Genomic DNA, 26,658 nt, shown 5'->3' on the forward strand with positions numbered 1-26,658 from the left:
AATATATGTTGCCTTTTTGATAATTATGAGCATGTCCTCTCCGAAAACAAAATATTTAATCCCTCAGAAATCGTATATCCGATTCGTTTGATTGTCTCATCAATATCTTTCGGGGTCACAAACATTCCATTTAAATGCGGAGAAATCAGTTCTTTTATCAGCTCATATTTCTCCGTCGCATTATATCCCTGCAAAACGACCCCGACACCTTTTAGTGTCTCGGATGTCTCCAGTGCCGCAATCAAATTTTCCATCGTGTCATTGACAATCGTAGCTGCATCTACAACCGTCGGCACACCAATGGCAATGACCGGAACCCCGATTGTCCCTTCTGTAATTCCGTTTCTGTGATTTCCCACACCGGAGCCCGGATTAATTCCCGTATCTGCAATCTGAATGGTTCGATTCAGTCTCTTGCTGTTCCTTGCGGCAAGCGCATCCACCGCAATGACCAAATCCGGTTTTGTCTCTTTTACAATCCCTTTGATGATCTCTAATGTCTCCATACCGGTCTGCGCCATAACCCCTGGAACGATTGCGCTTGTCATGTGCACAGCATCTTCCCCCATTGCGTATTTACCATACTCTTTTACAATATGTCTTGTAATTGCCAGATTATCGACTACATGTGGTCCTAATGCATCCGGTGTCACCTGACGGTTTCCAAGACCTGCCACCAATACAACATAGTCCTCTTTTTCGATTTTTATGAGCTCTTTGATATATTTTGCCAGTTCTTCTGAAATTTCCCTGTGATATTCCTCGTCTGGGACGGCCATATTCGGTGCTTCCATCGTAATATATGTGCCGACAGGTTTCCCCATCGCGCGAGCCCCTTTTTCCGTCTCAATCTTTACTTTCGTGATTCGTATCTCCCGCTCTTTGTCATACTCCTCTTCCAAGATAACTCCCTGAACTTCCACATGATCCGATTCAAATCGCTCTTTTTCCTCCAATGCTAAATCTGTATGAATACTATACTTTTCCAACATCTCAACTTCTCCTTGTAACTTTATTTTTTAGTTTTCACAAAAAAAAGAGAATTATGTATTGACAAGCCACAATAGTTATTTTACAATGAATGAGTATGTTTCAGTAGAACGTTCCGTGTCCGGGTCTGCTGAACAAAAGATGAATTTTATATCACATATATTGGAGGTGTTCAGATTGGCTAACATTAAATCTGCAAAAAAAAGAATTTTAGTAAACGAAACAAAAGCTGCTAGAAATAAAGCAATTAAATCAAGAGTAAAAACTTCTATTAAAAAAGTAGATGCTGCTGTTGAAGCAAAAGATCAGGCTGTTGCTGTTGAAGCATTAAAAGCTGCTATCAAAGAAATCAACATGGCTGGAAGCAAAGGTGTTTACCACAAAAATACTTGTGCTAGAAAAGTTTCTCGTTTAACAAAAGCTGTTAACGGAATTGCTTAATTTTTATTAGGAAATATATTATAAGACAACCATACCGTCATGTGGTTGTCTTTTTGATTGCACTTTAAAAATAAAGGAGTTTTTTATGGACACTGTTTTTCACGAAATCGAACCGATTTTTAATAGGGACTCAAAAATATTGATTCTCGGCTCTTTCCCATCTGTAAAGTCACGGGAAGGACACTTCTTCTACAACCACCCACAAAATCGTTTTTGGAAGGTGCTCGCAAAAATTTTCAACTGCGAAGTACCTCAAACAATCGAAGAAAAGAAACAATTTTTGCTGAATAATCAGATTGCGGTCTGGGATGTGATTGCTTCCTGCGAAATCAAAGGCTCCAGCGACAGCAGCATCAAACACGTCGTTCCCAATGATCTGAATCGAATCTTGTCTGTCTCCCATATCGAGCAGATTTATACAAACGGCAACGCCGCATTCCAGCTTTATGAAAAATACTGCAAAAGCCAGACACATATGGACGCAATAAAACTGCCATCCACAAGTCCCGCAAACGCAGTCTATTCACTGGAGAAACTTGTAGAGATTTGGAAAAGCATCACCCAATATACTGCACACAAAAAGTAGGTAGCGCATTTAATGCATCTACCTACTTTTCATTATAACGACTAGTTATTGATCAATTTATCCTCGTCGCTCCAGCTGTATAATTTACGGATTTCTTCTCCGACAATTTCTGATGGATGTTCTGCCGCAAGTTTTCTCATTGCTTTGAAGTGTACCTGGCTTCCTGCTGATGACATATCTAATAAGAAGTCTTTTGCAAATGTACCATCTTGAATATCTGATAAGATTTTCTTCATTGCTTTCTTTGTATCTTCTGTGATGATCTTTGGTCCTGTAATGTAATCACCGTATTCTGCTGTGTTTGAGATAGAGTATCTCATTCCGGCAAATCCGCTCTGGTAAATCAAGTCTACGATTAATTTCATCTCGTGGATACATTCGAAGTAAGCATTTCTTGGATCATATCCTGCTTCTACCAATGTCTCATACCCTGCCTGCATCAATGCGCAAACACCACCACAAAGTACTGCCTGCTCACCGAAAAGGTCTGTCTCTGTCTCTGTACGGAATGTTGTCTCAAGCACACCTGCTCTTGCTCCACCGATTGCAAGCGCATATGCAAGTGCGATATCCTGTGCTTTTCCTGTCGCATCCTGTTCTACTGCCACAAGACAAGGAACACCTTTTCCTACTTGATATTCGCTTCTTACTGTGTGACCAGGTCCCTTTGGCGCTACCATTGTAACATCTACATTCTTTGGAGGTACGATACATCCAAAATGAATGTTAAATCCGTGTGCGAACATTAACATATTTCCTTCTTCAAGGTTTGGTTCAATATCGTTTTTGTATAATGCAGCCTGCTTTTCATCATTGATCAAAATCATAATAATATCGGCTTTTTTTGCCGCCTCTGCCGCTGTGTATACCTCAAATCCTTGTTCTTCTGCTTTTTTCCATGATTTGCTGCCTTCGTAAAGACCGATAATGACATTGCATCCGGATTCTTTTGCGTTCAATGCATGCGCATGTCCCTGACTTCCGTAACCGATTACCGCAATTGTCTTTCCTTCTAATAATGATAAGTTACAATCTTCCTGATAATAAATTTTTGCCATAGCTGTTACCTCCTAAACCCTTCTCATGAATATATAGTTAAGGACCTTTGCCCCTAGCTTTCTACATTAATCATCAATTACTTTGATACCTTTTGACCCTCTTGACAAGGCCGTGATTCCTGTTCTTGCAAGCTCTAAAATCTTATATCCCTGCAGGAGATTCAAAAAAGCTTCTACTTTCGACTGATTTCCTGTCATCTCAAGCATCAGCGACTCTCTCTCCACATCGACAATCTTCGCTCTGAAAATATCAGCAACAGAAATAATCTCTGCTCTCTCAGATGCATCTGCCATCACTTTGACCATAATAAGCTCCCTGCAAACCGACTCTCCATCCGCCAAAATCTTAATATCAACGACATCTTCCAATTTGCGAAGCTGCTTCTCAATCTGAGACAAGATCAACTCATCCCCGCTTGCAACAACCGTAAGTCTTGTAAACCGTTCATCCGTTGTAATTCCCGCTGTGATACTGTCAATACTGTATCCTCTTCTGCTGAATAATCCGGCAACGCGACTTAACAATCCCGCATTGTTATTTACCAATAATGAAAATACTTGTTTCCTCATAACATCCCTCTACTTTCTTATTTTTAAAAAACAGAGTGCGTTCTGTTTTTATATATTATCAACTAGAAACCTATTTGTCAATACTTTTTCTAAATGTCACTTTAACTTTTTACTGCGCTGCAATGCGCTCTGCCAGATCATTCAGATAAACCCACCGTTCCATCTTTTCTTCCAACTGTTTTTCTGCGAACTCTTTTTCTAAAGTAAGTTCCGAAAGTTTCGCAGAGTTCGTTGCATTCGCCATCATATCCGCATCCAGCTTTTCGAGTTTTTCCTCCAGCTTGGCAATGTCTTCATCAATTGTCTCAAACTCCTTCTGCTCCATATATGAAAATTTCAACTTTGTCGGACGATTCTGTTTCCAATCATTTTTTCCGGTACTCTTTTTCGCCTTCACTTCCTCTTTTGGCACTTCCCGCTTCTGCTTCGCCTCTATGTAATCCGTGTATCCGCCCTCGTACTGCTGCAAATGTCCATTTCCATCAAATTCAAAAATGCGGTCCACCACGTTGTCCAGAAAATAGCGGTCATGCGATACCGTGATCACAATTCCCTGAAACGAGTTCAGATAGTCCTCTAAAATTGTCATTGTCGGAATATCAATATCATTGTTCGCTTCATCAAATATGAGCACGTTAGGCGCAGCCTGCAGGACACTTAACAGATAAAGTCTCTTCTTTTCACCGCCCGATAATTTTTCAATCGGTGCATACTGCATATCCGGTGTAAATAAAAACCGCTCCAACATCTGCGAAGCCGTAATTCTTCCATCCTTCGTCGGAATATACTCGGCGATGTCTTTCACAAAATCGATTACCCTCTGGCTCGTATTCATTTCCGGAAGTTCCTGTGCAAAATAGCCGATTCGAATCGTCTCACCAATCTCAATCGTTCCCTCATCCGGCTCAACAAGTCCCGCAATCATTTTTAGCAGTGTCGACTTTCCGCAGCCATTCGGACCCACGATTCCAAGATTCTGATTTTTCAATACAATATAATCAAAATCGTCAATCAGCTTTCGCTCCCCGTAGCTCTTGCTGACATGGTGGAGCTCAATCGTCTTCTTGCCCATTCTCGTTTCCACAGAATCAATCTCTGCCAAACGATCCGTCTCCGGAGCTTTTCCGTTTTTCAAAAGCTCTAATCGCTCCAATCTTGCCTTTTGCTTTGTTGTTCTTGCTCGGCAGCCGCGCTTTGCCCATTCTAATTCCATTCTCAACACACTTTGGCGTTTTCGCTCTGAAGCAAGCTCCATCTCTTCCCGTTCTGCCTTCATTTCCAAAAATTTCGAATAATTCGCCTCATACCCATATAATTTTCCACGGCTGATTTCCAAAATTCGATTTGTCACTTTATCTAAAAAATAACGGTCATGCGTTACCATAATCACAACACCTTTATAACGTTTCAAATAATCTTCCAGCCAGGAAATCATCTCTCCATCTAAATGGTTCGTCGGCTCGTCCAAAAGCAAAATTTCAAACGAAGATGTCAGCGTTTTCGCAAGCGCTACTTTTTTCTTCTGCCCGCCGGAAAGATGCTCCATTTTCATATCATGATCCGTAATTCCAAGTTTATTGAGTGCACTTTTCACTTCACTTTTCAGCGCCCAGTCATTCTCCGCAATTCCGTCAAATGCATACGAAAGAACAGTCGCTCCCTCAGGAAACGAAGGATGCTGCGAAAGATACGCCAATCGAATCCCATTCTGTTTTATAATCTGTCCGCTGTCAGGCTCTTCCACTCCCGCAATCATACGCAACAGCGTTGTTTTCCCTGTACCATTAATTCCTATAATGCCAATTTTGTCTCCTTCTTGAATCCCGAATGAAACATCATCGAAAATTGTCTTCTCGCCAAATACTTTACTGACGTGTTCTATATTCAATATATTCATTTTCAACACTCCTATTTTTCGTAACAGTTCAGCCGTGCACAAAGTCACAAAAAACTGAGTTCAAACTAATTTGAAAACGAAGATTTTTTGTGGACTTTGTATATAGCGTTCTTCCATAAGCAGGATTTCAGCTTCGTTAGCATCGAAAAAGGCTGTGTAACAGCCAATTTGAGCTGTTATGGCTGAACTGTTACTATTTTTCTTCTTCCAAAATATCATAAAGGATTTTTCATTTCCCGTCAATTTTGAAAATCAATCTATAAGGACAACAGATAACAAAACAGTCCCTCCAACCGGAACTTTTATTCCGTTTTGGAGAGACTGAAAAATCGTCCTTACAAATCATGTTGTTTAATATAAACGAGCAGCGCTTCACAGCCTTCTTTCACATCCCGATAGGTAACATCAAAATTTCCGGTATACCATGGATCTGCAATCGCTCTTGGAGCTTTTCCAAAATCAAGAAGCATGTGGATCTTTCCATCCGGATCACCACCTGCGATTCTTGTCATATTGCGAATGTTCGCTTCGTCCATTCCTATGAGATAATCATATTTCTCATAGTCTTTTTTTGTCATCTGTACAGCGCGATGCGGAAGTACCGGAATCCCTACTTCCCGCATCTTGTTTACCGTTCCGTAATGTGGACCGTTGCCGATTTCCTCGCGGCTTGTTGCCGCGGAATCAATATAAAATTGGTCGGTGAGACCTTGCTTGTTAATCATGTCTTGGAATACAAATTGGGACATGGTGCTGCGGCAGATGTTGCCGTGGCAGATAAATAGTACCTTTATTTTCTCCATTTTATCTCCTCATATCCTCTCAAAGCCTTATAAATGTGAGGGTTTGGTAAGGATGTTTTTAAGATTTAGGTTTTGCGGTATAGTATATTGTGTACTATACCGCTTTTCCTTTCCACAAAGTGACCTTTGAATGGTCGAATACTCCGATATGGTTATAGATAATTTCAATTTCCTGTAAGCGTTTACCGCTGCTCTTATCCGGAGCGTGGACAATAATTTTGTCGATAAACTCATGCACAATTTCTGGTGTGAGTTCTGTAAGGTTAGTGTACTTGCGGACTACTGAAAGAAATTGCTTTACATCCACAGATTGTTTTTCTTCTTTCTGTAATTCTTTCTCTAAGGAAGTCTGTTCTTCCTGCAAAGTATGCTGTTCTTCCTCATATCCTCTTGAAAGTTTCATAAAGCGTTCATCTGAAAGTTTTCCACTAATGTTGTCTTCATAAATCCGTTGAAAAATTTTGTCCAACTCCTGAATACGGGAATGAATTTCTGTAAGCCGCTTCTTCTTTTGCAGCAGTTCTTTATTTCTTTGCCGCATATCCGTGTCCATTACCATCTGAACAAATTCATCTTCATAATCTGACACATAGCGGATAACTTCTTTCAGGTTTTCCAGTACAATTTGTTCAACTACTACATTACGAATATAGTGCATAGTACATGATTTTGAATTGTGTCGGTAATTGCTGCATACAAAATTATGTTTCTCTGCACTCTGTGCCATTTGCCTATGAAATGTCATTTTGCTTCCGCAATCTGCACAGTAGAGCAAACCAGAGAACATAGGCATATCCCCCATTTTGGTAGGGCGGCGTTTTCCAGAACGGATTTTCTGTACAATCTCAAAGGTTTCCTTGTCAATGATTGCTTCATGGGTATTCTCAAAAATCTTCCATTGTTCAGGACTGTTATCAATTTTTTTGCGATTTTTATAAGACTTAACATGGGTCTTAAAATTCACAGTATGTCCTAAATAGTCCATTCTTTCTAAGATATGAGATACCACAGTTGCGCTCCACAGATACTTGTCAGGTGGAAGAACGGTTCGTGGCTTTTCCCCATGCTCTAGCGCATAATAAGTAGGGCAAAGAATTTTTCTTTCCGTTAGAATATTGGCAATTCGTGTCGGTCCGTAACCATTGACACATAAACGGAAGATTTCCCGAACTACTTCGGCGGCTTCTTCATCTATAAGCCATTCCTTTTTATTGTCTGGATTCTTCATGTAGCCATAAGGAGCGTGAGAACCGATATGTTCACCTGCCATTCCTTTAGAACGCTTGACTGCACGTATTTTTTTGCTGGTGTCCTTTGCGTACCATTCGTTGATTATGTTACGAAATGGGGTAAATTCATTATCTCCCACATGACTATCCACGCCATCATTGACAGCAATAAAATGGACATCCATGTTCGGGAACATAATTTCTGTGTACATTCCCACTTGCAAATAATCACGTCCAAGTCTTGACATATCCTTGACTATAACGCGTTTGATTCTTCCTGCTTCGACCTCTGCAATCATTCTTTGAAAATCCGGTCTGTTGAAGTTTGTACCAGAAAATCCATCATCTACAAAAAACACATAAGGCTGATACCCGTGCTCGATTGCATAACGCTTCAGGATTTTTTTCTGGTTAATAATACTGTTTGAATCACCCTCCTGTTTATCGTCTTGTGAAAGCCGACAGTATAATGCGGTTAATTCCTCTGTTTGATTTCCCATCGGATAAATGGAAGTGATAGTGCTGTTTGACTGCTGTAACATAAGTACCTCCTATCCGACAGTCAAACAGACAATGCTTTTACAACTTTATTGTACCGCATTTTCTGTTTCCTGTCTGCCTTATTTTATCTTAAAATTATTGTTTCAAATCATTGCGGATAAGCCTTTTTACTTTCGTTACTGCGTCTTCCTGCGCCTGTTCTTTTGAGCGGGATTTTACCACATAGCAGGTGTTTCCTATCTGGTATTCTCGTATCATTTCAGGGTCAGGATTCTTTGTATTTTCCATAAGATAACAACCTCCTGTTATTTTCTTTGAAGCAAACCGAACAGCTTTCGCTAAAGCTCATGGGAATCTCACCCCTGCATGGTTCTCATCCAGCCGTACCCTTTGCCAGCGGTGCTACATCATCACACGGACTAAGGCTGTACGGAAGTATCATTATCACGATAGAAAGGTCATGGCGGCAGCTTTTGCGGTAAGCTGCTTATGGAACGCTGGCAGGAATCGCTATCCGGTTTCATCCCTCCTTTGGTGGGTTACGGCGTGCCAGCCCAACGGCTCTCTTTCTATCGAAACGTATTCGGCTGCTTTATGCTGCGTTGATTAGACGCTTTCTTTTTCAATGAACAATCTGGCTTTGTCAGCCTGTTAAAATGCACTGGTGATAATGCACTTTAATAGGCTGGCAAGCTCTGTCTGGGAAGCATGGGCTTGTCCATGCTTCCACAGGAGAGCGTTATTTTTACTTTGGTTCCCTGATTTCAAAAGATAAAATCTTTGCAATCAGACGTGTTTCCATCCGGCGGCGTAGGGTTTCATCTACAACCATGTGGGTATTGCCATATTCGTCTTTCATGGGACGCATGGAACGGCTGGCAATAAAACCGCTGTAATGGCGTACAATCTGGTTGATTGCTTCAATATCACCGTCCGCAGCCCTTACAATCACAGGAAACGGAATCATAGGGTGCTTTGCTGTCATGCTTCTTCCTCCATAAATTTTTTGATAAATTCCAGTCCGGCGTGTCTTCTTCTCTGGATAGTAGAACGGTTGACTTCCAGAATTTTTGAAATTTCCGTATCGTCAAATCCAAGAAAATAATATCTCAGGATAACATCACGTTTCTTTCCATCCAGATTTTCTAATGCTTCTGCTAATAGGCTGTTTTCAATACGGACAGTAAATCCATCCATTTCAAAAGTATGGAAGTGGGATGGATAGGTGTCTTCGGAAGAAAACAAGTTGACGGTGTAATCGTCCATATCACAGAACAGGGTTTCCCGTTTACACTGTCTGGACAACGCTTTGAGATAGTCTTTGCGTTCATCCTCCATAGCGACTTTACAGATGTAATCAAACTGGTTCTCTATGGTTGTCTGAAATTCAGATGGCTTCATCATTGCTCACCCCCTTTCCAGCCTTGAAAGGGAGCGAGTTGATAGGAATTTCTGCTTCTTTCCCCCTTTTCGCTCTTAGTCCCGACAGGACAGGGGGTGCAGTTGCGTTTTGAGAAGAAAAATTTAAAAACTTTTTCTTCCAACTAAAAAAGCACGCAAACAGACGATATTTCTGCTTGTGTGCTTCGATAGTTCTTGCTATGTATTCTGAAAAACCACATTGAGGGTCAGATTTTTCTAGTGTAGGTGGATGGCTTTTTTTAACGGTTTACCGAATGTAGATATATTTAAGAAAATATTTTGCATAGCGGCTTCCTCCTGTAAGCCGCTGTCTGTATAAAGTAGTAGACTTTAAAAATCATCTATATTTCAGGCAAAAAAAGACGGCGGCTTTTGTTAAACCGTCGTCTGGAAATGATGATGTAATTTTTGACGCAGGGAAAGTATGCTGCCAAATAACGGTTTTTTTTATTTCCGTTTCGACAGCATAGTTTTATCTTTGATACGCATAATAGGAACTGTACAACTATACGATACGTTTTTCTGTACCTGTCACTATTACAACAGGAACAGTAAAATGTATAGAGGTGGTGTATTATGCGTAAAAAAGAAGATAAATATGATTTCAGGGCGTTTGGGCTTGCCATAAAAGAAGCCCGTAAAAAACAGGGCTTGACCCGTGAACAGGTGGGAGCAATGATTGAAATTGACCCACGCTATTTAACCAATATTGAGAATAAAGGGCAGCACCCCAGTTTACAGGTGCTTTACGACCTTGTATCTCTGCTGAATGTATCAGTGGATGAGTTCTTTTTGTCCTCTGATAATCCGGTAAAAAGCAGCAGACGAAGACAGCTTGAAAGTAAAATTGACAATTTTACAGACGCAGACCTTGTTATCATGGAAAGCGTTGCGGATGGTATTGTCAAATACAAGGAAATGGAAGATAAATAACTTCTATTGTCTGCAAGAATAGGACTGAAACTAAAATGAGCCGATAGTCTATAAGCTGTAATAGCTTATAAATTATCGGCTCTGCGTCTAAGCGTCTGGCTCTTTGATAATTTCTATTTTGAAGTTATTTACGCATATCAAACTTTCTTTTTTACATTTTGGACAATACAACGGAAAGTTTTTTAGCTGTGTATCTTTTCGTATTTTAATCCTTGTTTTATTGTTGCATATAGGACAAATAACCCACTCCATCATATTCATTCTGAACCTCTGCAAAAAATTTGTATTGCTTCATTAAAAAAAGCTGCAAGATTTCCACTACTAAATCTATTTATAAAAGTGGTAAATCTTTCATCTGTAATATAGAGAACTCCCAAATTAGATAAAATTTGTTTATTACATTCATAAAAGTGTTCAGAAATATATTGTTGCCATTCATGTACTATTGCTTGTACTTCTGAACTTTCCGCAGGACTATTTTCATACATAGCTAGTTTTTCAAAAATATTGCGAGCCATTGAATAAAAAGATTCTATTTCTTTCTCTTGTATTTGCTTTGAATGGGAAGAAAACATAGTCTTGTATTCTCTGAAACTTTCAGTATTTCCCCATTGTTCTAATACTTCTTCTTGAAATTGCGATTGTAACTCAAGTATTTTTGCATTTGAAAATGCAGAAAATTTAATTTCTTTATTTCCGTTGATTGTGTCTTTTACAAGTGAAATCAAAGCTTCTATTCGTTCTTTCTGAGCTTCCAAAATCAGTACATGACGCTCTAATGCTTCTGAACGAACATAATGAGGTGAATCCAGCAGTTCCTTAATTTCTTTTAGGGCGAATCCAACTTCTCTAAAAAACAAAATTTCCTGAAGCCTAGTTAAATCGTCGTCTGTATACTGACGGTATTTTGCTTCGGTTATAATAGATGGTTTTAATAAACCAATTTCATCATAATAATGTAGTGTTCGAGCAGTAATACCTGTTAATTTAGCAACTTCATGGACTGTTTTAGCTTTTTCATTCATTCCAAAAATCCTCCGTAGCATTTAAAATTTCTTTTGCAGGTAATAGAGTTGCTTCGACAATGTTTTTTCCAGTCTTTTGCAAGTAGTGTTTAATCAAGTGATAGCCACACGCATATCCGGAACAATAGGGTAATCCGACCTGAGGATAGTTTTGTAATGCTGCCATTTCATCACCATAAAGGTATGCATTCAGATTTTCTAATCCTTGAACATTTAAACCGTCCCGAATAATAGGCTTAATATATTCATTTAAGGTTTCTATATCAGTTTTTGTTACCCAAGGACCTGCTTTATCTTCACCATACAGAAATGTTGCAAAGTTTTCTGCCAATCCCTCATTGACTATCATTTCACCAAGAGTGATGTCATTCTTCCATTTAATAAATTGAAATCGTACGTTGTGATTAGTTTCATGTGCTAATGCTACATGAAGATGTGATAAAGTGTATTCATTAGGTAGTAACCAAGAAAAAATATATCCTGGAATACCACCATCACCACAGTAACCATCATTTAAAATAATGTAAGGATTTTTAGCATTTGCAAGTAAAATTGTAAACGCATATTCTTTAATGGGTAGATTAACACCGTGTTCAACAAAGCAATTCAACGACTGCTGAATGGATAACTCACATTTTTCCCAGAGTGTATTATCAGAAATTAGCTTAATATTATTTTGTTGCTTTTGGTCAACAGCGGTTGGGGCGATATGTCCAAGCATTTCGCTTGCCATAATTACATCATATCCATTAGGCGTTAGAGCTTTCATAGGAACACTATAACAAGCCCACTTTTTTTCAAAAGGCTTCATAAGTTCATATCTATAAATGTCATTTTTTTTGTCTAACGGTGCACTCATAATTTTTGAATAAACTTTGTCAGAACGGATAGCGGATATTTTCATAATTCTAGTTCCTCCTTTTGATTTTATCATATACTATGACGTAACGTTAAAGTCAATAGGCAAGTTAAAATTATCACAAATATTTCACTTGAAAAGTAAGATGCTACCTAATTTCCGCTTCGGGTGCAAACCGGATTCAGCAGTTCAGAATTAAATTGAAATAAACGGCTCAATATACTTTTGTATAAAATCTATACGGTCGAATATGGTTGGCTTAAAATATGATGTAACTGCTATCACTATATTTTCTAATGAATTTACATATATAACATTCCCACTATTTCCTATGGCTGCATATACATTTTCATTCACAATCCACCAAAGATACCCATAAGACATATTTCTAAATTCTTCTCCGCATTTATAATTTGGTTTTGTTATTTCTTCAATCCATTTAGATGATACAAGTTGTTTTCCATTATGAACACCTTTATCTAAACAAAGTTGTCCAATTTTCGCCATATCTATTGCAGAAAAGCATAAACCATATCCAGCCGTACCTATTCCTTTTGGGTCACAAAACCATATATTTTTTTGCGGTTCTTTACATATAGTAAAATGTTTATGTTCTTCGGCAGTTTCTGCTAAATAATTTATATGTTTTTCTACTCCAATAGGTTCAAATAAAAACTTATTTGCAAAGTCCACGACTTTCAGACCACTCGTTTTTGATATAATACCAGTTAGTATATGTATGCCTAAAGTTGAATATTTGAATTGTCCAGTCAATCCTTTTCTTCCACCTAGAAAATCTAAAGCTGAAACCGTCCAATCATCACTTGAACAAATTTTAGTCCACGGTTCGTACTTATACTTATATGGTGCAGTCATAGTCAGTAAATGTTTGATTGTAACTTTTTGAATTGTTTTTTCTCCTCTTTTAATTTTGTATTCAGGGAAGAAATCTAGTACAGGTTGGTCTGTGCTTTTTATAAATCCTTTATCAAGTGCTATCCCTACAAGTAGTGCTACGATACTTTTGGTTGCAGACATAACATGGCAAGTATCTATTTTTTTATAATTATTCCATTCATCAGAATAAACTTCTTTACCGTCTTTATAGCATGATATTTGACAGATATTAGGCTGTTTTTCTTCAATAAAATCGTGTAGTTCTTTTCTATTCATAGTATCAATCTCATCTCCATTTCACGTTATCGTATCTGAAACTTCTATTCACAAAAATTTTAATCTTTGATGTATACCTATTTCTTTTTTACTGGATAATAAATTTCAGTTATAAATTCATCTTCGTTTGAAGTTTGTGTTGGGTCAGTAATATAAACTTCATAAAGGGGACCATTGTTTTCATAACCATTCTGTTCTGCCCATTTACATTGTTTCGTATAAATAGATGGCAAATTAGAATATCCGCCATGTAGAGTTGTTTTTAAACATAGTCCCGGATAAAAATCTCTTGTTCCCGTGACAAATTGCTTTACTGGAATAGCAAATTCGGTATCTAATCCCAAAGGAGTAAACTCATCACTATGAAAAAGTACCATAGGCGGAGCAGTGGCGGTTAATTTGTCATATTGAATTTTCCTTAATATTGAATTAAAACAATAAGCGTATTGTTCTTCCATTTCAAACTTATAAACCATTTTACGAATAGAAACCAAATACATAACCGGTAATTCAACAAGTTGTACATCAATCTTATTCAAATAAGACATAATTGATTTTCCTTGTTTCAAAGCCGCTATATCTTCATTTAATCGTTCTGTAATTTGCGAATATATCTGTATTTGTTTTTCTAATTCTACCTTTTTCTTATAAAGTTCTATGGATAATTTTTCATTTGGTATTTCTTCAGATGTAATAATTGCTCTAATTTCTTCCAAAGAAAAATTATATTGTTTTAGACGGTTAACAAATAACATGGTTTCTAATTGCTCAATGGAATAATATCTATAACCGTTCTCTTGATTGATTTTACTGGGATTTATAAGTCCGATTTCATCATAATAACGAAGTGTTTTTGTAGAAACTTTACATATCTTTGAAAATTCACCAATAGATAACATAAATCTCATCCTTTCAATTTACTACTTCCACACTTATAGTACACCTTGCCGTAAGGGTAAAGTCAATGTGATAATTCTATATGCTATCCTCCATTTACACATAAAATAACACGATAAAAAATAAATTTCCAACTATTTTTAGTTTTATAAAAAGGCTTGTATGCCACTAAAAAGCAAGATACAAGCCTTTATTATTTAATGTTATCCAACAATCTTCCAGTTTTCCCCGTTCTTTTCCAGCACAAGGTCAAACTGTGATACCTGTGTTGTCATGGTCTGGTTATCCAGATATTTCACTGCAAGGGAAGCGGTCACCTGATTTCCGTTTCGATTGTAGACCGGATTTACCAGTTCGGAGAAAATATATTCTTTTCCCACAGGTTTCAGCACACCCTCATTTACATAATAGGTCAGCTCCTTTGCGGTTGCCGTAGGGTACAGCTTGAAAAAGGTAGTGAGAAATTCGTTGATGTCCTCCGTGGTGATGGAATCCACCGTACCGTCACTTTGTACTGCTTTTGGCGTATAGCCGGATTTTACGGGAACGCTGGTGATGGTTGGGTTCTGGATAATCGTCAGGTTTCCAGAGCCGTCCACATAGACCGTCACCTGATAGGCGGAACGGACGTTTTTACTGGATTCTCCCGCTGTGATACGCTGTTCCACCGTATAGGTCACTTGATAATGCTGCTCCTTTTCTTCTGTGATTTCCCATATCTGAAAATCGGTCAGGGCAGACGATACGGGGATGTCTTTTCGGACAGTATCTACATTCAGGGCTTGCAGTTCTCCGGTGAGATAGCCTTTTAAAGCATTTGTCCGGTTATCAATGGAAGCAGCGGACTGTTCCCATGAATAGTAGACTTCTGCGAAATTCTCCACAAAATTCTCTATCTTGTGGGTGTCGAGGATGGTTTCCTCAATTACTTTGGTTTCATGGACAGTATGAATGTCTATCGCCGTGAAATTCTTATAGACGGCAAACAGGAAGCTCACTGCCAGCAGCACCCACAGGGCAATCACGGTTTTTTTATGGGTATTGACTTTGTAGACTTTCAGTTTCTTTTCTTTCTGCTTTTTCTGGTTTTCCTCTTTTCTAATCTGAATCATATCGGGTCATCCTTTCTTATTGTTTGATTCGTCCGGCTCCGGCAAGGTGCTGTTGCCAGTAGGAGCCTGTCAGGTCTGCGTAACCAATGGGATTTCCGGCATGGTACATCCGGTTATTTCCCACATACAGCCCCACATGGGTGATGTAGGTTCCGGCGTTGTAGGTGGAGTGGAAAAAGACTAAATCCCCTGCTTTTGCTTCGGACAGGGGGATGTGCTGCGTCACATTGTACTGTTCCTGTGCTGTCCGTGGCAGGGCGATTCCTGCCTTGCCATAGCACCACTGCACCAGTCCCGAACAGTCAAAGGAAGTGGAGGGGGAATCGCCCCCATACACATACGTCCAGCCCTCATACTTTAAGGCTTCGTCCATGATAGCCTGTACCGTTTCATTATCAAACTGTGCCACGGTCAGGTATTGCGATACCAAGAGGACATAGAACATATTCCCGTAGGAATACCGCCAGCCCCCGTTTTTCTCTACCGCAACAGGGTTAGTGTAGGTGACTTTCTTTCCGCCGGATTTGTCCCTTGCGAAGCTCTCTGCCAGTTCAAAGGTGTATTTTTTTCCACGTCCTGCCACATAGTCTAGGAAACCGCCGCCGTAGTTGTAGGACTGAATCACACTGTTTAAGTCACAGCCCTTTGTTTCTGCCGCTGCGAGCAGTTCCGAGAAATATTTGCAGCCCTGTTTGATGGATTCCTCTGTGCTAAGGGAGTTCGGGGGAAGCCCCAGAGATTCCGAGGACTGCATAACGTCTTCCAGCGTGCCGCCGGATTCCACCTGAATGATGGCGAGCAGCACATTTAAGTATTCCTCTATGCCATATTCCCTTGCATACTTTTCCAGCATAGGCTTATGGGCGAGGACTTCCTGTGATACGCTCACGCCCCCATAGATAAGGTTTCCGCCGCTTCCGCCGTCTTCCTCATCCGAGAAGACAATCACCACCAAAAGGAGCAGGGAGAACATCATCACGAACACGCCGGAACAGGCAAAGAAAAGGTGTCTTAACTTCATGGTTTCTCCCCTTTCTTTTGTTTGGCAGCCGCTGTTACCGTTTTTGTCCACTCCTTTCTGGCGGTGGTACGCCGGATGGTAAAGTTCGATTCTTTTACCGCAGGGGCAGCCCGTTTTCTTTCCGGTATCACAGGAGCCGTATCGTTCTGGACAGGTCTTGCCGGATGGGGAGCAGCAGGTGTAGTAGTTGTCTTTTGTCTTTCCTCTGGTTTGTCTGGGAAAGCCGGAGGGACTATCTGGTGTTCTGTCCTTACAGGCGGTGTCTGTTCATGGTGGATGGAAGCCGCTTTTACCACCGGAACCGAAGCCCGTTCTGCCACAGTTCCCCCATAAGGAACCTGTCCCTGTTCCCTGATGGATGGGGAAGCTGGCTGCATGGCTGGTTTTCCTACATGAATGGTATGGTTTCGGAAATCTTCCGGCTGCTTTGCAGTAACAGGGCGTTCATGGACGGGAGCCGCCCCTTTGGGGGATTCGGAAGCTGTCTTTTGCGGCTGTTTTGCCTGTTCCAGTTCCGCCCTGCGTTCTGCAATGGTCTGTCTGCGGCGTTCTGCCTGTGCGTTCCGCTGTTCGGCTCTGGCAGTTCGGGTCTGGGTCACGCTGGAAGTAAAGTCCCGTACTCCCTCTGATACCTGTGTTTTCCCGTGGTAAAGGGCATACTTTGCATTGACGGGCAAATCCTTTGCCTGCTCCCGAAGCTGTCCGGCAGTATCGGCTATCTTATCTTTGGTATCTGCCACCGCACCTACCGCAGAGCCAGCCCGTTTCCATGCAGATTCCTTTTCCGGTGCTGCCTGCCCGTCTGGTCTGCTGTGGTCTGCCTGTGTCCGTTTGGAAGAACCGGAGCTGGAAGCAGTTCTCTGGTCTGAGCCAGCCTGTTTTCCTGCATGGTAGGCAGCCGTACCAGCCCCAAGAGCTGCCACAGAACGTCCTAACTTATGCTGTAAACGGTGCATATGGGCGTGCATGAGCATACGGGGTCTTCGCATGATACGGCTCCCCATGCTTTGGGAATCCCCACTCTGCAAGGAGAACATCCCCATCAAATCCCCCAGCTTGAAATAAATTCCGGCAAAGGTCACTATCTGCAAGAACGCCGTCAGGAAGAACGGATATTCCCCAGACAGGTTGTAGAGCATGGTGGAAATGCTGAACGCTACCGTGATAATCAGGGTGATTCCGGCTCTGGTAAGGATGGTATTGAACAGTTTTGTAATGGCACGTTTGGACATCCCCTCAAAAGAGGGAACCATGCTGAGGAGGAAGCTCACAGGCAGGAACATGGCGTAGATGATAAAAAGCACCTGTGAAAAAATCATTATCCCCGTGAGCAGGAATACAAAAACGGAGATACCGATATTGAACATAAACAGGAAGAATACGGTTCCCAAGCGGTTGATGGTCTTTGTGATGGTAAGGTTGGTATTTTCCCTGTCTTCGATTTCCTCCACTACGATTTCTTCCCTGTCCTGCCCGTTGTTTTCGTCTGGACTGGTTGAGAGCAGGCGTTCCACACGGTCAGCCCCAAGGCTTTCCACATCCGAGTTGCCGTATTGCAGCAGGAGCCACGGCTGCTTGACCTGAATGGAAAACAGGCTGTCCCGTATCAAATCCACGCTGTCTTTTCCCTGGCTTTCCGAGTTCGGCAGCACAATCTTTGTGCCAAGGGTCAGGCTGGCATTGCTGATGTCTGCGGAAAATTCATTGATTTTCCCAATATAATCAGGAGCATAAGCGATAAAGGCAGCGGACAGCACGAACACCACCACGAAATTCACAACGGCATGGATGGCTTTTGTGGTTTCCCGTTTGATAAGTCCTGTGTAGGCAACGTAAATCCCCACCACCAGAATGAGAATCAGCAGGAACCCGATATAAAATCCCTCCGAGGACAAGCCGCCTGTGGTAACGCCTGCAAGGGTCTGCATATTTTTCCCGATAGAATCCGCCGTAGAGGAAATAAAGTCCAGCGAGTAGGCTTCCTGAATCAGATACCCCGTGGCGTTGGAAAGGTACAGGCTGATTGTCCAGATAAAATTTGTGATGGCATACAGCCCGTACATCACCTGTTTTCCGATACCGTCCAGCCAGTTCCACGGGAGCCAGTCCCATCCGCTGTCCACATAAAAATCAAGCTGGTAGTTGTCCAGAGGATATTTGCTGTATTCGTTGGCAGCGTCCACCGTATCATCCACCAGTCCGGCAGCGTGGGCGGCTGTGCCGAAGACTGCCAGCAGCAGGAGGATGAGCAGGAGTGCCAGAAGCACTTTTCCTGCTATACTCCCGATTTTTTTAAAAGAGTTTTCTCCCTTTGTCCGGCAAGGGACAAGGGCTGTCCCCTGCTGGATGGGCTTTCTTATCTTCATACCTCCACCTCTTTTCTTACGGGCGGTCTGGTATCAAAGGCATGGAACAGGTCTTCAAAGATAGGATGGAACTGTATCACTCCCACACGCCCGTACAAATCACTGATAAGGCACTGCCCGTTTTCCAAGTCACGGAGCCGCTTCTGGTTGTTTTCATCTTCGGAATCCACCCCGAAAAAGGCGAGGGTCTTCTTGATTTCGTTGATGTCCGTGGAACGGAACGCAAACTTCAAGCCCAGATTATTTTTCAGCTTTTCATCCAGCAAATCGTCCGTGTTCTGGGTGACAAAGTAAACGCCTGCGTTCATGGCACGTCCGGCACGAACCAGTTTCATAGAAAGGGTCTTGCCCTGTGCCACCTGTAAGAAGCTCCATGCTTCATCCAAATCCACAATCTTAAACACGCTGCGGTCTGTATGGATGAAGTCGAGGGCAAAGGTGCTGATTACAATGAGCATTGCCACGGAAAGCAGTTCCATTGTGGTGTATTCTTCAAACGAGGTTTCCTTATCCGGCAGCACCAAATCCGCCACCTGAATGATGTTGAGCTGCTTTTCAAGGCTGATGGACTGTGTGACATCCCCATCCGAAAAGAGCAGGTGTGCAAAGTCATAGTCCGTAAAGGATTCGATATGGTCGGCTATGCTGGTGCTGATGGTGGTTCCCTCCGCCCGAAGTTCCTCAATCACTTTGAAAAGCCCCCGTTCCTCACTGTTTGTTACTGCACGGATGGCTTTCCGAAGAACAGGGAACTTTTCCCCGTCACGGCTGGAAATGCCTGTTAAAAAGGTCAGGATGTCGATTGCCAGTGATTCGGAATCCTTTGGGTTCTCCATAATCACATAGGGGTCGAGCAAGCCCCTGTTCTGTTCCTCTGAGGTCAGGTTTACGATATTGATTTCATGGGCGATTTCCGGCAGGGTTTCTTTCCAGCGTCCCCGTTATAGCGATAGGTAACTTTTTGATGTTATCTCCAAGTTTTCCCCCGCTTCACACCGTACATGAAACTTTCGCTTCATACGGCGTTCCATCATATCCAAATAGATTTATAAGTTATTTCCCAGTTATTGTCTGGTATCCGTAATTCGTCCGTATTCTGTTCAGTTTTTTCTTCTGCTGACTATTAAGAACATAACCTTTTAACAGTGATTTTGCTTCGTCTGCTGATTCTGTTAGGATTGCCTTTGCAATGGGAATTTCCACAAATGCCAGATTAGAATATCTGTCAAGGTTATCTCCTTTGTCTGATTTGTGAATACATATCAGAGTGGACGGAGTTCCTCGACGATTCATTACATAGCAGTTGCCTTGTTGTGCGATATATGCCGAAATACGATTGTCGTTAAACTCTACGCTATCGGCAGGGTTTTCATTTTCCAACAACGCTCGGATTTCTTCTTTTGTTACAACTACAACGTCCTCATGCACCTTGTTTCTCCCTTGCTTTGTAAAATTACAAATATCTTGCGAGAAATTCATAGGATTTTTGTGTTGTACTCCTTGAATCGGCAATAGCGGATTATCCGCAATCATCACTATTTTTGTTTTTGGTCTGATTCCTTTTGTCCTGCTCTGAAATTCTGAACTTGTACTTTCAAATGGAACTGATTTTGCAATGTTCCTTAAACGGATTCGTATGGTCGGTAAGAGAGCGTAACTTACTTCTGTCAGGTTGTTATATACGTTAGTTGCTATGCAGTAGTAATTCTGCATACCGATAACTGTCAGATTATATCTGCTGATATTGAAGCCAGTCGTATGTCTGGCTATATCTTTTACCTTTAACTTTAGATTTGTTTTCGCTTTCTTTAATGCTTTTTGGTTCATATCTGTTTTGGCAACATAACCGTGTTTCGTTCTTCCTTTTGGAATGACTTTGATTTTGAACCCCAGAAAATCTGATGAATTTTTCTTCAGATTTACTACCTTTGATTTCTCTGGACTGATTTCTAATTTCAGCCTTTTATTAAGAAAATCTACGGTACTGTGGTAAAATCTTTGTGCTTCTCCATAGGTTGAACACATGATTTTAAAATCATCAGCGTAACGTACAATAAAACCGCTTTTCAGTTTGGTATATTTCTTTGCGTATTGAAGCCACCCATTTTTACTGCGGTTCTTCGGCTGGAATGTTTCCCACTGACTGCTTACCCACCAGTCTAATTCATTAAGGACTATGAGGGAGAGCAGTGGACTTAACAGACCGCCTTGTGGCGTTCCTTTTTCTGGGACACCCTCGCCGTCAATTTCGGCTTTCAGCATTTTGCTGATAATGCAAATCAATCTTTTATCCCGAATACCAAGTGTCCAGATTTGTTTTAATAGTTTTCCATGATTGACATTATCGAAAAATCCTTTAATGTCTACGTCAACACAGTAATGATATTTTGATAAATTTATCAGTGTCGTTACTCTGCTGACTGCATGGTGGGCACTTCGATTCGCACGGAATCCATAGGAATGATTATGGAACTTTGGTTCGCATATCGGCTCTAGGACTTGCAGGATACATTGTTGTACCAGCCTGTCCCAGATACACGGAATCCCCAATGGACGCATTTTATCGCTCCCAGCTTTTGGAATGAAAACACGTCTGACTGATTTGGGGCGGTAGTTGCTAAGGCTTTCCCGAACGGTAGCAACAATCTCAGCATTGCTGAGTTGTTTTATATCGTCTATCGTCATTCCATCCGTTCCAGCCGTTTTACTGCCACTGTTTGATTTCAGATTACGGTAAGCTAAACAAATATTTTGTTCCGAACCAATAATTTCAAGTAACTTATAAAAGTTATTACCGTTCTTGCTCTGTGCGTATAACTCGTCATAAATATGTTGCATATCATAATACTCGTTATAGCGGAGCTTGTTTTTCTTTAGCATGGTCTGTACCCTCCTTGTTTGCAGGAGCAAGTACATCTCTTAGTCTTACTCGAACCCATACCATTTTTCTTAGTAATTCTATTCTTCATATGACTAGTGGCTATCCCTCCACCGCTTGTTATCACGGTTTCATAGGTACTGTGCCACCACTCTCACTGACATTAACACACCTTATATCATTGCTAATCTCACAATAACTTTCTGATGTGAACACTTCACAGACAGTAAAATCTCCATGTTGTCAGCTTTCAACGTTCCAAACACACTATCTGTACATATATCCTTAGGTTTCCTCTATAAGCCTGCTACCTTGATAACGCCTTTAACGTTATATGGATTTTCATAAATGCGGAGTCTTACTCACCCACAGTAGCGACACTGTTTGTGTCACTGGACATTTCTATCCAGCCCCGATATAGACCTGTACATTCAAGGATTCGTCAGTAGACCTCTCATCTACATTCTAACCATAGATATTTTATAGACTTCCGGCATATAGGACACAACGCCCACCTCTGGGAATCTTTCGTCAGCATTATCTGTTACGGTGTCTGTCTGCCGACTTCACCGAGCTTCTGACAGAGCCTTGTTTACTCAAGTTTCTGCCAGTCGGAGTATTAAAGTAGCCTTTCAGGGCGTTACCCCGTCATTCGACTATTCGTGTGTTTAGTTCTCCAACACACATTAAATATTGATTTAATGAAGTGCTGTGCCTACTCTTTTCAAGTAGGAACGTTTCGCACCCGCTTTCGGGTCAACAATGAGAGCCTGTGCCCCAAATAATACGGAATAATAGACAATCATGTTGTTGCTGAATGATTTTCCACCGCCGAGGGAGCCGACAAAAGCGGCAGCAAGGGCGTTGGTGACGGAGCCTTTTACCCCTTGACTGGCAAGGGCAGGCTTTAAGTAGACGTTTCTTCCTGTATCAAGGCTGTACCCGATATAAATGCCCTCCGGTTCCCCTAACATCTGGGTTGCCCCGAAGCCAAGACCAGCAAGGAAGTCACTGGTGACATACTGGATGTAATCGTTCAGATACCGTTTGCTGGCAGGGAGAAATTCCCCATGCAGCCCCAGCATATCCCCAAAGGGGCGAACCAGCTTCACGTTCAAATCGTCATAAAAATCTTTCACCTCATTGCAGCGGCGTTTCAGTTCTTCCAAATCGGTAGCCGTCACGCGCACCACATAGGACAGCTTATACATAGATTCCTTGCTCTGGTCTAAGGTGGATTCCAGCTCATTTACGCTGTCTAAAGCGTCCACCACGTTTGTACTGGTTTCACTGTCATTCTGCCATGCGTGGTTGTCCAAATCTTTCAGCTCTTTTTTCTTGTTCCGCACCGTGGAGAGGGCTTTCCGGTTTGTCACAATCTCCACATTCATAGAGGTATCAATGGGAAAAGTGAATTGCTGCTGCTGATAGTAAAAGATTTCCGAAGATGGAAAGTCCAGTTCCCCTACAATGCTGTTGATGGTAAAGTAGGCGGCATAAACTGTCCCGTCTTCCTGTTCGATTTTCAGATACCGCTGGTTTTCCTCTATCAGACAACGGGTGGGTTTGATGAGGTCATAGTATTTCACCAGCGTTTCCTCCTGAAACCGTTTCTTCGGAAGATAATACTCATAATCTTCGTAGGCGGTTCCGGTCTGCCCGTATAAATGCTCAATCAGATAGCCAAAATCGTCCTTGTTAAGCCGCCGGACTTTGAAGCGGCGTGAGATTTTACTTTCCAGCAGCTTTTCCATCTTCTGAAACCGCCAGATTTCTTCATTGCTCATGGAAACAAAATCCCCCATGAGTTTGTGGTTGACTTCATGGAGGAAATCGGAAACGGCGGTCTTTGCTTCCCTGCCAAACTGTTTCATGGTGACTTCCTGCTCATTGACAAGCAGCTTGAAGCCGATAAAAAAGCGGTAGTCCACCTGATTTTCCCCTATCATGGAAATCAGGGCTTCGGTCTGTGCGTCAATCTTTGCACAGGCAACATCCTTTAACTTGCCCGTCACTTCCTGTTTGGAGCGTTCCTGTGACGCCCGTATGCTGGATTCGGTGCTGATTTGCAGGGCATGAATCTTTCCGTCCCTGTTCTGGGCGATAAGCTGCCGGAACGAATCGTGTACCTGATATTTCTGTTCAGGGCTTAAAAAGGAATAGTTGTAGGGAAGCAGCTCATAGTAAGCGAAGCACTCCCCGTCATGGTTGAACACAAGGTTATTTTCGATATATTTAATCGGATATGCCATAAATATCACTCCTTACTGCCGTGATGGGCTGTGCCGGATATTTCTTTTCCAGCTTCACGGGCTTTCCTGCATAGGTCAGTTTCGGGCGTACCAGATATGCCAGTACGGATTTCAGGAAGCCGTAAGGCTTCTTCCCGTCAAAGGTCTTCTGGCACATGAACCAAGTGAGGGCAAAGGGTACGCCGAAGTATTTTAAAAATGCCCCGTCAATGAACGAAAGGGGAGGGAGGTTCCCCAAGAGCATAACTGCAAACACCGATACCACGAACCACGCCATCTGTGTGAACGTGATGGGGAATGGCAGCTTAAAATCATTGATGGAATAGAGTACCTTTTCCACCGACCAGATACTGGTATAGCTTCGTATTTTCTTCATGTTGTCCGTCCTTTCTAAAAGATGGGGACAGCAAAAGAGCCGCCCCTGAATAAAAAATCCGCCTGTATTTCCTGAAAGAGATACAGACGGGTCTACCGTATGATTTCATATACGCCGTGGTTCGTGACAACAAAGGTTCCCTCCAATTCCATGTCACGCCCATAGGCGGCGTAGTCGATATAGTTTTGTAAGTGTGCCGGAAGTTCTCCAAGTTGTCCGCTTTCTTCCAGATAGCAGCGAGCCACATCCGCCATATCGTCACAGCCGGAATGGCAGATAATATCGTCTTCATGCTCACAGAGTTCTTCGATACTGCCAAAATAGGATTGCAGCTCTGATAGTTCCTCCTGAATGTACTCCGGTAAGTCCTCCACCATTTCACACAGGCGGTTGACTTCCTCAATGGGGGTATATTCGTCAATCTCAAAAGGCAGCTCATAATCATGGATGGCGTATTCCTCATACTCATCATTCAAGCCGATACGTTCCTTGACTTCCTCAAAATCCACAGGCGGCGTGAACCATGCCCCTACCAGTTCGCCCTCATTGTATTTGCCTAAGTTGGCAATGTAAATCCGCATTTCTTCCATAGTGTCACCTTCATTCTCTGTCATGCTTCTTTTGGGGAGTTACGCTCCCCAAGCCCCTAGTGGACTTCCGCCATGAAGCAATCAGAGCTTGCTCCATAACGGAAGTGTAACAAGGGTTTCCTATGCACCGATAATCTTATTGAACAGTTCCAGTAAGATGTCCTTTACACCGTCCGCATTGAAGACCAGACCGACCGCTACAAGGGACACCACCAGAAAACCGATAAGTTTGGAAAATTCCCTCTTAAATCCGAGGTACAGTCCAATCACCACGATTGCCAGCAGCACAAGGGACTGGGCGTTGGATAAAAACCAGTTATAAAGATTCTGTCCGAAATTCATAAAAGCTCCTTTCTTTCCTGTAAGAGTTCTTAGGTTCCAAGATTGCCGCCGTTAAAGCACCACCTCCTTTGCAGCGGCGGCTTGCTGCTTCAGGATTTTTTCGTGTTTCTCCGTCAGCTTTGCATGGGTGATGATGTCATGGACAATCTGGGTGTGGTTCATCTTATCCAGACGGAGAGCCAGCTTTAACGTGGGGGCTACCTGATGGGAGAGCCAGTGCAGGGTACGTTCAAAGGAATAGGGTTCCGGTTTGGTTGTCAGTTTCAGGATTCCTCTGTGTTCTCCAATGAACCACGCCCATTCCTCATTGATACGCCAGTCAGAACGGGGCTTCGTATCGTCCCTATCCACGAACCGGACATAACGGTTGATGATTTGAAAGGCTGTCCGTTCTGGATTGTCATGTTCTAACAGGTCACGGATGGCGTAAAAGGCACGCTCATTTTTCAGCCGGATTTCAAAACGGTTCTTTACCTCTGCGTCTTCAATGGGAATATCATGCTTTTTGTACTGCTCATAGTCTTTTTCGTAAATGCAGAAGTACACCTCACTTTGGAGGGAGCCGATATACAGGGTGTTCCCCATACATTCTTTTTCCTCACGCCGTACCAGTTCGCCGCTGCGGTAGCTTTTGAAGCTGCGGAAGACCGAGATACATTCCTCATTCCGGCACTTCTCTGTCAGATGGGGAATGTTCAGGATTCCCGTTTTGTCATTGATGGCGAGGTCAAGCCGCTTCATCACGCCGTCCTCCATGAGAACGTCCATGAAAAACTCATACCAGCTCCGTTCCTGTGCCAGCAGATAGCTTTCAAACTGGCGGCAGCCACGCCCTTTCAGTTCCAGCAGCACCCCTTTTTCCAGTTCCGGCGATACCAAAACGAAAATATCCCCAAGATAGTAATGTTCTGTGTAAGAGTAGAAGCCGTAGTCTTCATGGATAAAGTAGGGAAGCCTTAGCCGAAGCACGTCTTCCACGATATGCTTCACATCCGTAGTGGGAAAACGAATCCGCACATAATCAAAGAGCATTTCAAGGGGAGTGTCTGGATTGAAACGTTCCAGAGCTTCCGTGATGGCTTCCTGTAATGCTTCGGACGGGTGAGCCTTGCCCGTTTCAATATCGCTCAGGTACGGACGTGTGATTCCGGCAGCTAACGCAAGTTTCTGTTGTGAGATACCATAAATTTCCCGTTTTTCTTTGATGTCCCGTACCCATGTTTCTTCATTCAGTGAAAATCCCTCCTGTCTAAAAAAGCGTATGTCAACTTTCAGAGCCTTGTTGACACACGCCGGATATGGGGAAAATCCCTTGTGTACCGTGGGATTTTGCCCTG

At 42.2% G+C, this 26,658-nt stretch carries 25 protein-coding genes and 2 pseudogenes; 3 read left to right on the top strand and 24 right to left on the bottom strand.

Going from position 1 to position 26,658, the window contains the following annotated elements; all coding sequences use genetic code 11:
* Positions 1-23: 23 nt before the first annotated feature.
* Positions 24-992, bottom strand: a complete 969-nt coding sequence (gene gpr / locus AC6I5B_RS09785; protein ID WP_270607058.1) for a GPR endopeptidase — start codon at positions 990-992, stop codon at positions 24-26.
* Positions 993-1,167: 175 nt separating this feature from the next.
* On the opposite strand from gpr, the gene rpsT reads away from it, so the two are divergent.
* The gene (gene rpsT, locus AC6I5B_RS09790) at positions 1,168-1,431 is read left to right on the top strand and encodes a 30S ribosomal protein S20 (protein ID WP_022250056.1); all 264 of its coding nucleotides are present in this window, start codon (positions 1,168-1,170) and stop codon (positions 1,429-1,431) included.
* 85 nt (positions 1,432-1,516) lie between these two features.
* On the top strand, positions 1,517-2,017 hold the full coding sequence (locus AC6I5B_RS09795) for a DNA-deoxyinosine glycosylase (protein WP_004612451.1): 501 nt from the start codon (positions 1,517-1,519) through the stop codon (positions 2,015-2,017).
* Between the two features lie 41 nt (positions 2,018-2,058).
* Here the strand turns inward: AC6I5B_RS09795 and ilvC are convergent, their stop codons facing one another.
* The 8 genes from ilvC to AC6I5B_RS09835 all read right to left on the bottom strand — a co-directional run bounded on the left by ilvC (position 2,059) and on the right by AC6I5B_RS09835 (position 9,479).
* Entirely contained in the window at positions 2,059-3,075 is a 1,017-nt protein-coding gene (gene ilvC / locus AC6I5B_RS09800; protein ID WP_004612450.1) for a ketol-acid reductoisomerase, read from the bottom strand.
* Between the two features lie 66 nt (positions 3,076-3,141).
* Positions 3,142-3,645 (bottom strand): acetolactate synthase small subunit, encoded by a 504-nt coding sequence (ilvN, locus tag AC6I5B_RS09805; RefSeq protein ID WP_004612449.1) that lies wholly within the window; start codon positions 3,643-3,645, stop codon positions 3,142-3,144.
* 109 nt (positions 3,646-3,754) lie between these two features.
* Complete coding sequence (locus AC6I5B_RS09810; RefSeq protein WP_004612448.1) at positions 3,755-5,542, bottom strand: ABC-F family ATP-binding cassette domain-containing protein; 1,788 nt, start codon at positions 5,540-5,542, stop codon at positions 3,755-3,757.
* Between the two features lie 335 nt (positions 5,543-5,877).
* Positions 5,878-6,345 carry a low molecular weight protein-tyrosine-phosphatase gene (locus AC6I5B_RS09815; RefSeq protein ID WP_117787592.1) on the bottom strand — a complete coding sequence of 156 codons (468 nt, stop codon included), beginning with the start codon at positions 6,343-6,345 and terminating at the stop codon, positions 5,878-5,880.
* Positions 6,346-6,439: 94 nt separating this feature from the next.
* On the bottom strand, positions 6,440-8,116 hold the full coding sequence (locus AC6I5B_RS09820; RefSeq protein WP_117467745.1) for a recombinase family protein: 1,677 nt from the start codon (positions 8,114-8,116) through the stop codon (positions 6,440-6,442).
* A gap of 94 nt (positions 8,117-8,210) precedes the next feature.
* Positions 8,211-8,363 carry a transposon-encoded TnpW family protein gene (locus AC6I5B_RS09825; protein ID WP_077715702.1) on the bottom strand — a complete coding sequence of 51 codons (153 nt, stop codon included), beginning with the start codon at positions 8,361-8,363 and terminating at the stop codon, positions 8,211-8,213.
* A 457-nt stretch (positions 8,364-8,820) separates the two neighbouring features.
* Entirely contained in the window at positions 8,821-9,060 is a 240-nt protein-coding gene (locus AC6I5B_RS09830) for a helix-turn-helix domain-containing protein (RefSeq protein ID WP_074133949.1), read from the bottom strand.
* On the bottom strand, positions 9,057-9,479 hold the full coding sequence (locus tag AC6I5B_RS09835; protein WP_022615780.1) for an RNA polymerase sigma factor: 423 nt from the start codon (positions 9,477-9,479) through the stop codon (positions 9,057-9,059). The genes AC6I5B_RS09830 and AC6I5B_RS09835 overlap by 4 nt, the downstream gene beginning before the upstream one ends.
* Before the next feature lie 594 nt (positions 9,480-10,073).
* Here AC6I5B_RS09835 and AC6I5B_RS09840 point away from each other — a divergent pair.
* Complete coding sequence (locus tag AC6I5B_RS09840) at positions 10,074-10,430, top strand: helix-turn-helix domain-containing protein (protein WP_032547022.1); 357 nt, start codon at positions 10,074-10,076, stop codon at positions 10,428-10,430.
* Between the two features lie 87 nt (positions 10,431-10,517).
* Here AC6I5B_RS09840 and AC6I5B_RS09845 read toward each other — a convergent pair whose 3' ends face one another.
* The 15 genes and pseudogenes from AC6I5B_RS09845 to mobT all read right to left on the bottom strand — a co-directional run bounded on the left by AC6I5B_RS09845 (position 10,518) and on the right by mobT (position 26,596).
* Complete coding sequence (locus AC6I5B_RS09845; RefSeq protein WP_055058897.1) at positions 10,518-10,691, bottom strand: cysteine-rich KTR domain-containing protein; 174 nt, start codon at positions 10,689-10,691, stop codon at positions 10,518-10,520.
* Entirely contained in the window at positions 10,688-11,455 is a 768-nt protein-coding gene (locus AC6I5B_RS09850; RefSeq protein ID WP_055058896.1) for a MerR family transcriptional regulator, read from the bottom strand. The genes AC6I5B_RS09845 and AC6I5B_RS09850 overlap by 4 nt, the downstream gene beginning before the upstream one ends.
* Complete coding sequence (locus AC6I5B_RS09855) at positions 11,448-12,359, bottom strand: DUF2268 domain-containing putative Zn-dependent protease (RefSeq protein WP_117467746.1); 912 nt, start codon at positions 12,357-12,359, stop codon at positions 11,448-11,450. The genes AC6I5B_RS09850 and AC6I5B_RS09855 overlap by 8 nt, the downstream gene beginning before the upstream one ends.
* A 150-nt stretch (positions 12,360-12,509) precedes the next feature.
* Positions 12,510-13,487, bottom strand: a complete 978-nt coding sequence (locus AC6I5B_RS09860) for a serine hydrolase domain-containing protein (RefSeq protein ID WP_077715693.1) — start codon at positions 13,485-13,487, stop codon at positions 12,510-12,512.
* A 77-nt stretch (positions 13,488-13,564) separates the two neighbouring features.
* Positions 13,565-14,386, bottom strand: a complete 822-nt coding sequence (locus tag AC6I5B_RS09865) for a MerR family transcriptional regulator (RefSeq protein WP_077715691.1) — start codon at positions 14,384-14,386, stop codon at positions 13,565-13,567.
* A 201-nt stretch (positions 14,387-14,587) separates the two neighbouring features.
* A complete protein-coding gene (locus AC6I5B_RS09870; protein WP_117467747.1) occupies positions 14,588-15,496 on the bottom strand; it encodes a conjugal transfer protein in 909 nt (302 codons plus the stop codon).
* A 16-nt stretch (positions 15,497-15,512) separates the two neighbouring features.
* Positions 15,513-16,517: a bifunctional lytic transglycosylase/C40 family peptidase gene (locus AC6I5B_RS09875; RefSeq protein WP_077715687.1), complete on the bottom strand. Its 1,005-nt coding sequence runs from the start codon at positions 16,515-16,517 to the stop codon at positions 15,513-15,515.
* Positions 16,514-18,883 (bottom strand): CD3337/EF1877 family mobilome membrane protein, encoded by a 2,370-nt coding sequence (locus tag AC6I5B_RS09880; RefSeq protein ID WP_497773292.1) that lies wholly within the window; start codon positions 18,881-18,883, stop codon positions 16,514-16,516. The genes AC6I5B_RS09875 and AC6I5B_RS09880 overlap by 4 nt, the downstream gene beginning before the upstream one ends.
* Positions 18,880-19,824, bottom strand: a pseudogene (locus AC6I5B_RS09885) (ATP-binding protein); the annotation flags it as partial. The pseudogene AC6I5B_RS09885 and the gene AC6I5B_RS09880, both read right to left, overlap by 4 nt.
* Before the next feature lie 112 nt (positions 19,825-19,936).
* Positions 19,937-21,763 carry a group II intron reverse transcriptase/maturase gene (ltrA, locus tag AC6I5B_RS09890; protein WP_002298631.1) on the bottom strand — a complete coding sequence of 609 codons (1,827 nt, stop codon included), beginning with the start codon at positions 21,761-21,763 and terminating at the stop codon, positions 19,937-19,939.
* 744 nt (positions 21,764-22,507) lie between these two features.
* Positions 22,508-24,013: pseudogene (locus AC6I5B_RS09895) on the bottom strand (ATP-binding protein); the annotation flags it as partial.
* Positions 23,997-24,389 (bottom strand): conjugal transfer protein, encoded by a 393-nt coding sequence (locus AC6I5B_RS09900; RefSeq protein WP_173879871.1) that lies wholly within the window; start codon positions 24,387-24,389, stop codon positions 23,997-23,999. The gene AC6I5B_RS09900 and the pseudogene AC6I5B_RS09895, both read right to left, overlap by 17 nt.
* Before the next feature lie 92 nt (positions 24,390-24,481).
* On the bottom strand, positions 24,482-24,979 hold the full coding sequence (locus AC6I5B_RS09905; protein ID WP_117498076.1) for an antirestriction protein ArdA: 498 nt from the start codon (positions 24,977-24,979) through the stop codon (positions 24,482-24,484).
* A gap of 120 nt (positions 24,980-25,099) precedes the next feature.
* The gene (locus AC6I5B_RS09910; protein ID WP_002570387.1) at positions 25,100-25,321 is read right to left on the bottom strand and encodes a hypothetical protein; all 222 of its coding nucleotides are present in this window, start codon (positions 25,319-25,321) and stop codon (positions 25,100-25,102) included.
* A gap of 51 nt (positions 25,322-25,372) precedes the next feature.
* Positions 25,373-26,596: a MobT family relaxase gene (mobT, locus tag AC6I5B_RS09915; protein WP_058965968.1), complete on the bottom strand. Its 1,224-nt coding sequence runs from the start codon at positions 26,594-26,596 to the stop codon at positions 25,373-25,375.
* Positions 26,597-26,658 lie beyond the last annotated feature (62 nt).

It is taken from the genome of Faecalimonas nexilis (genome assembly GCF_059731825.1).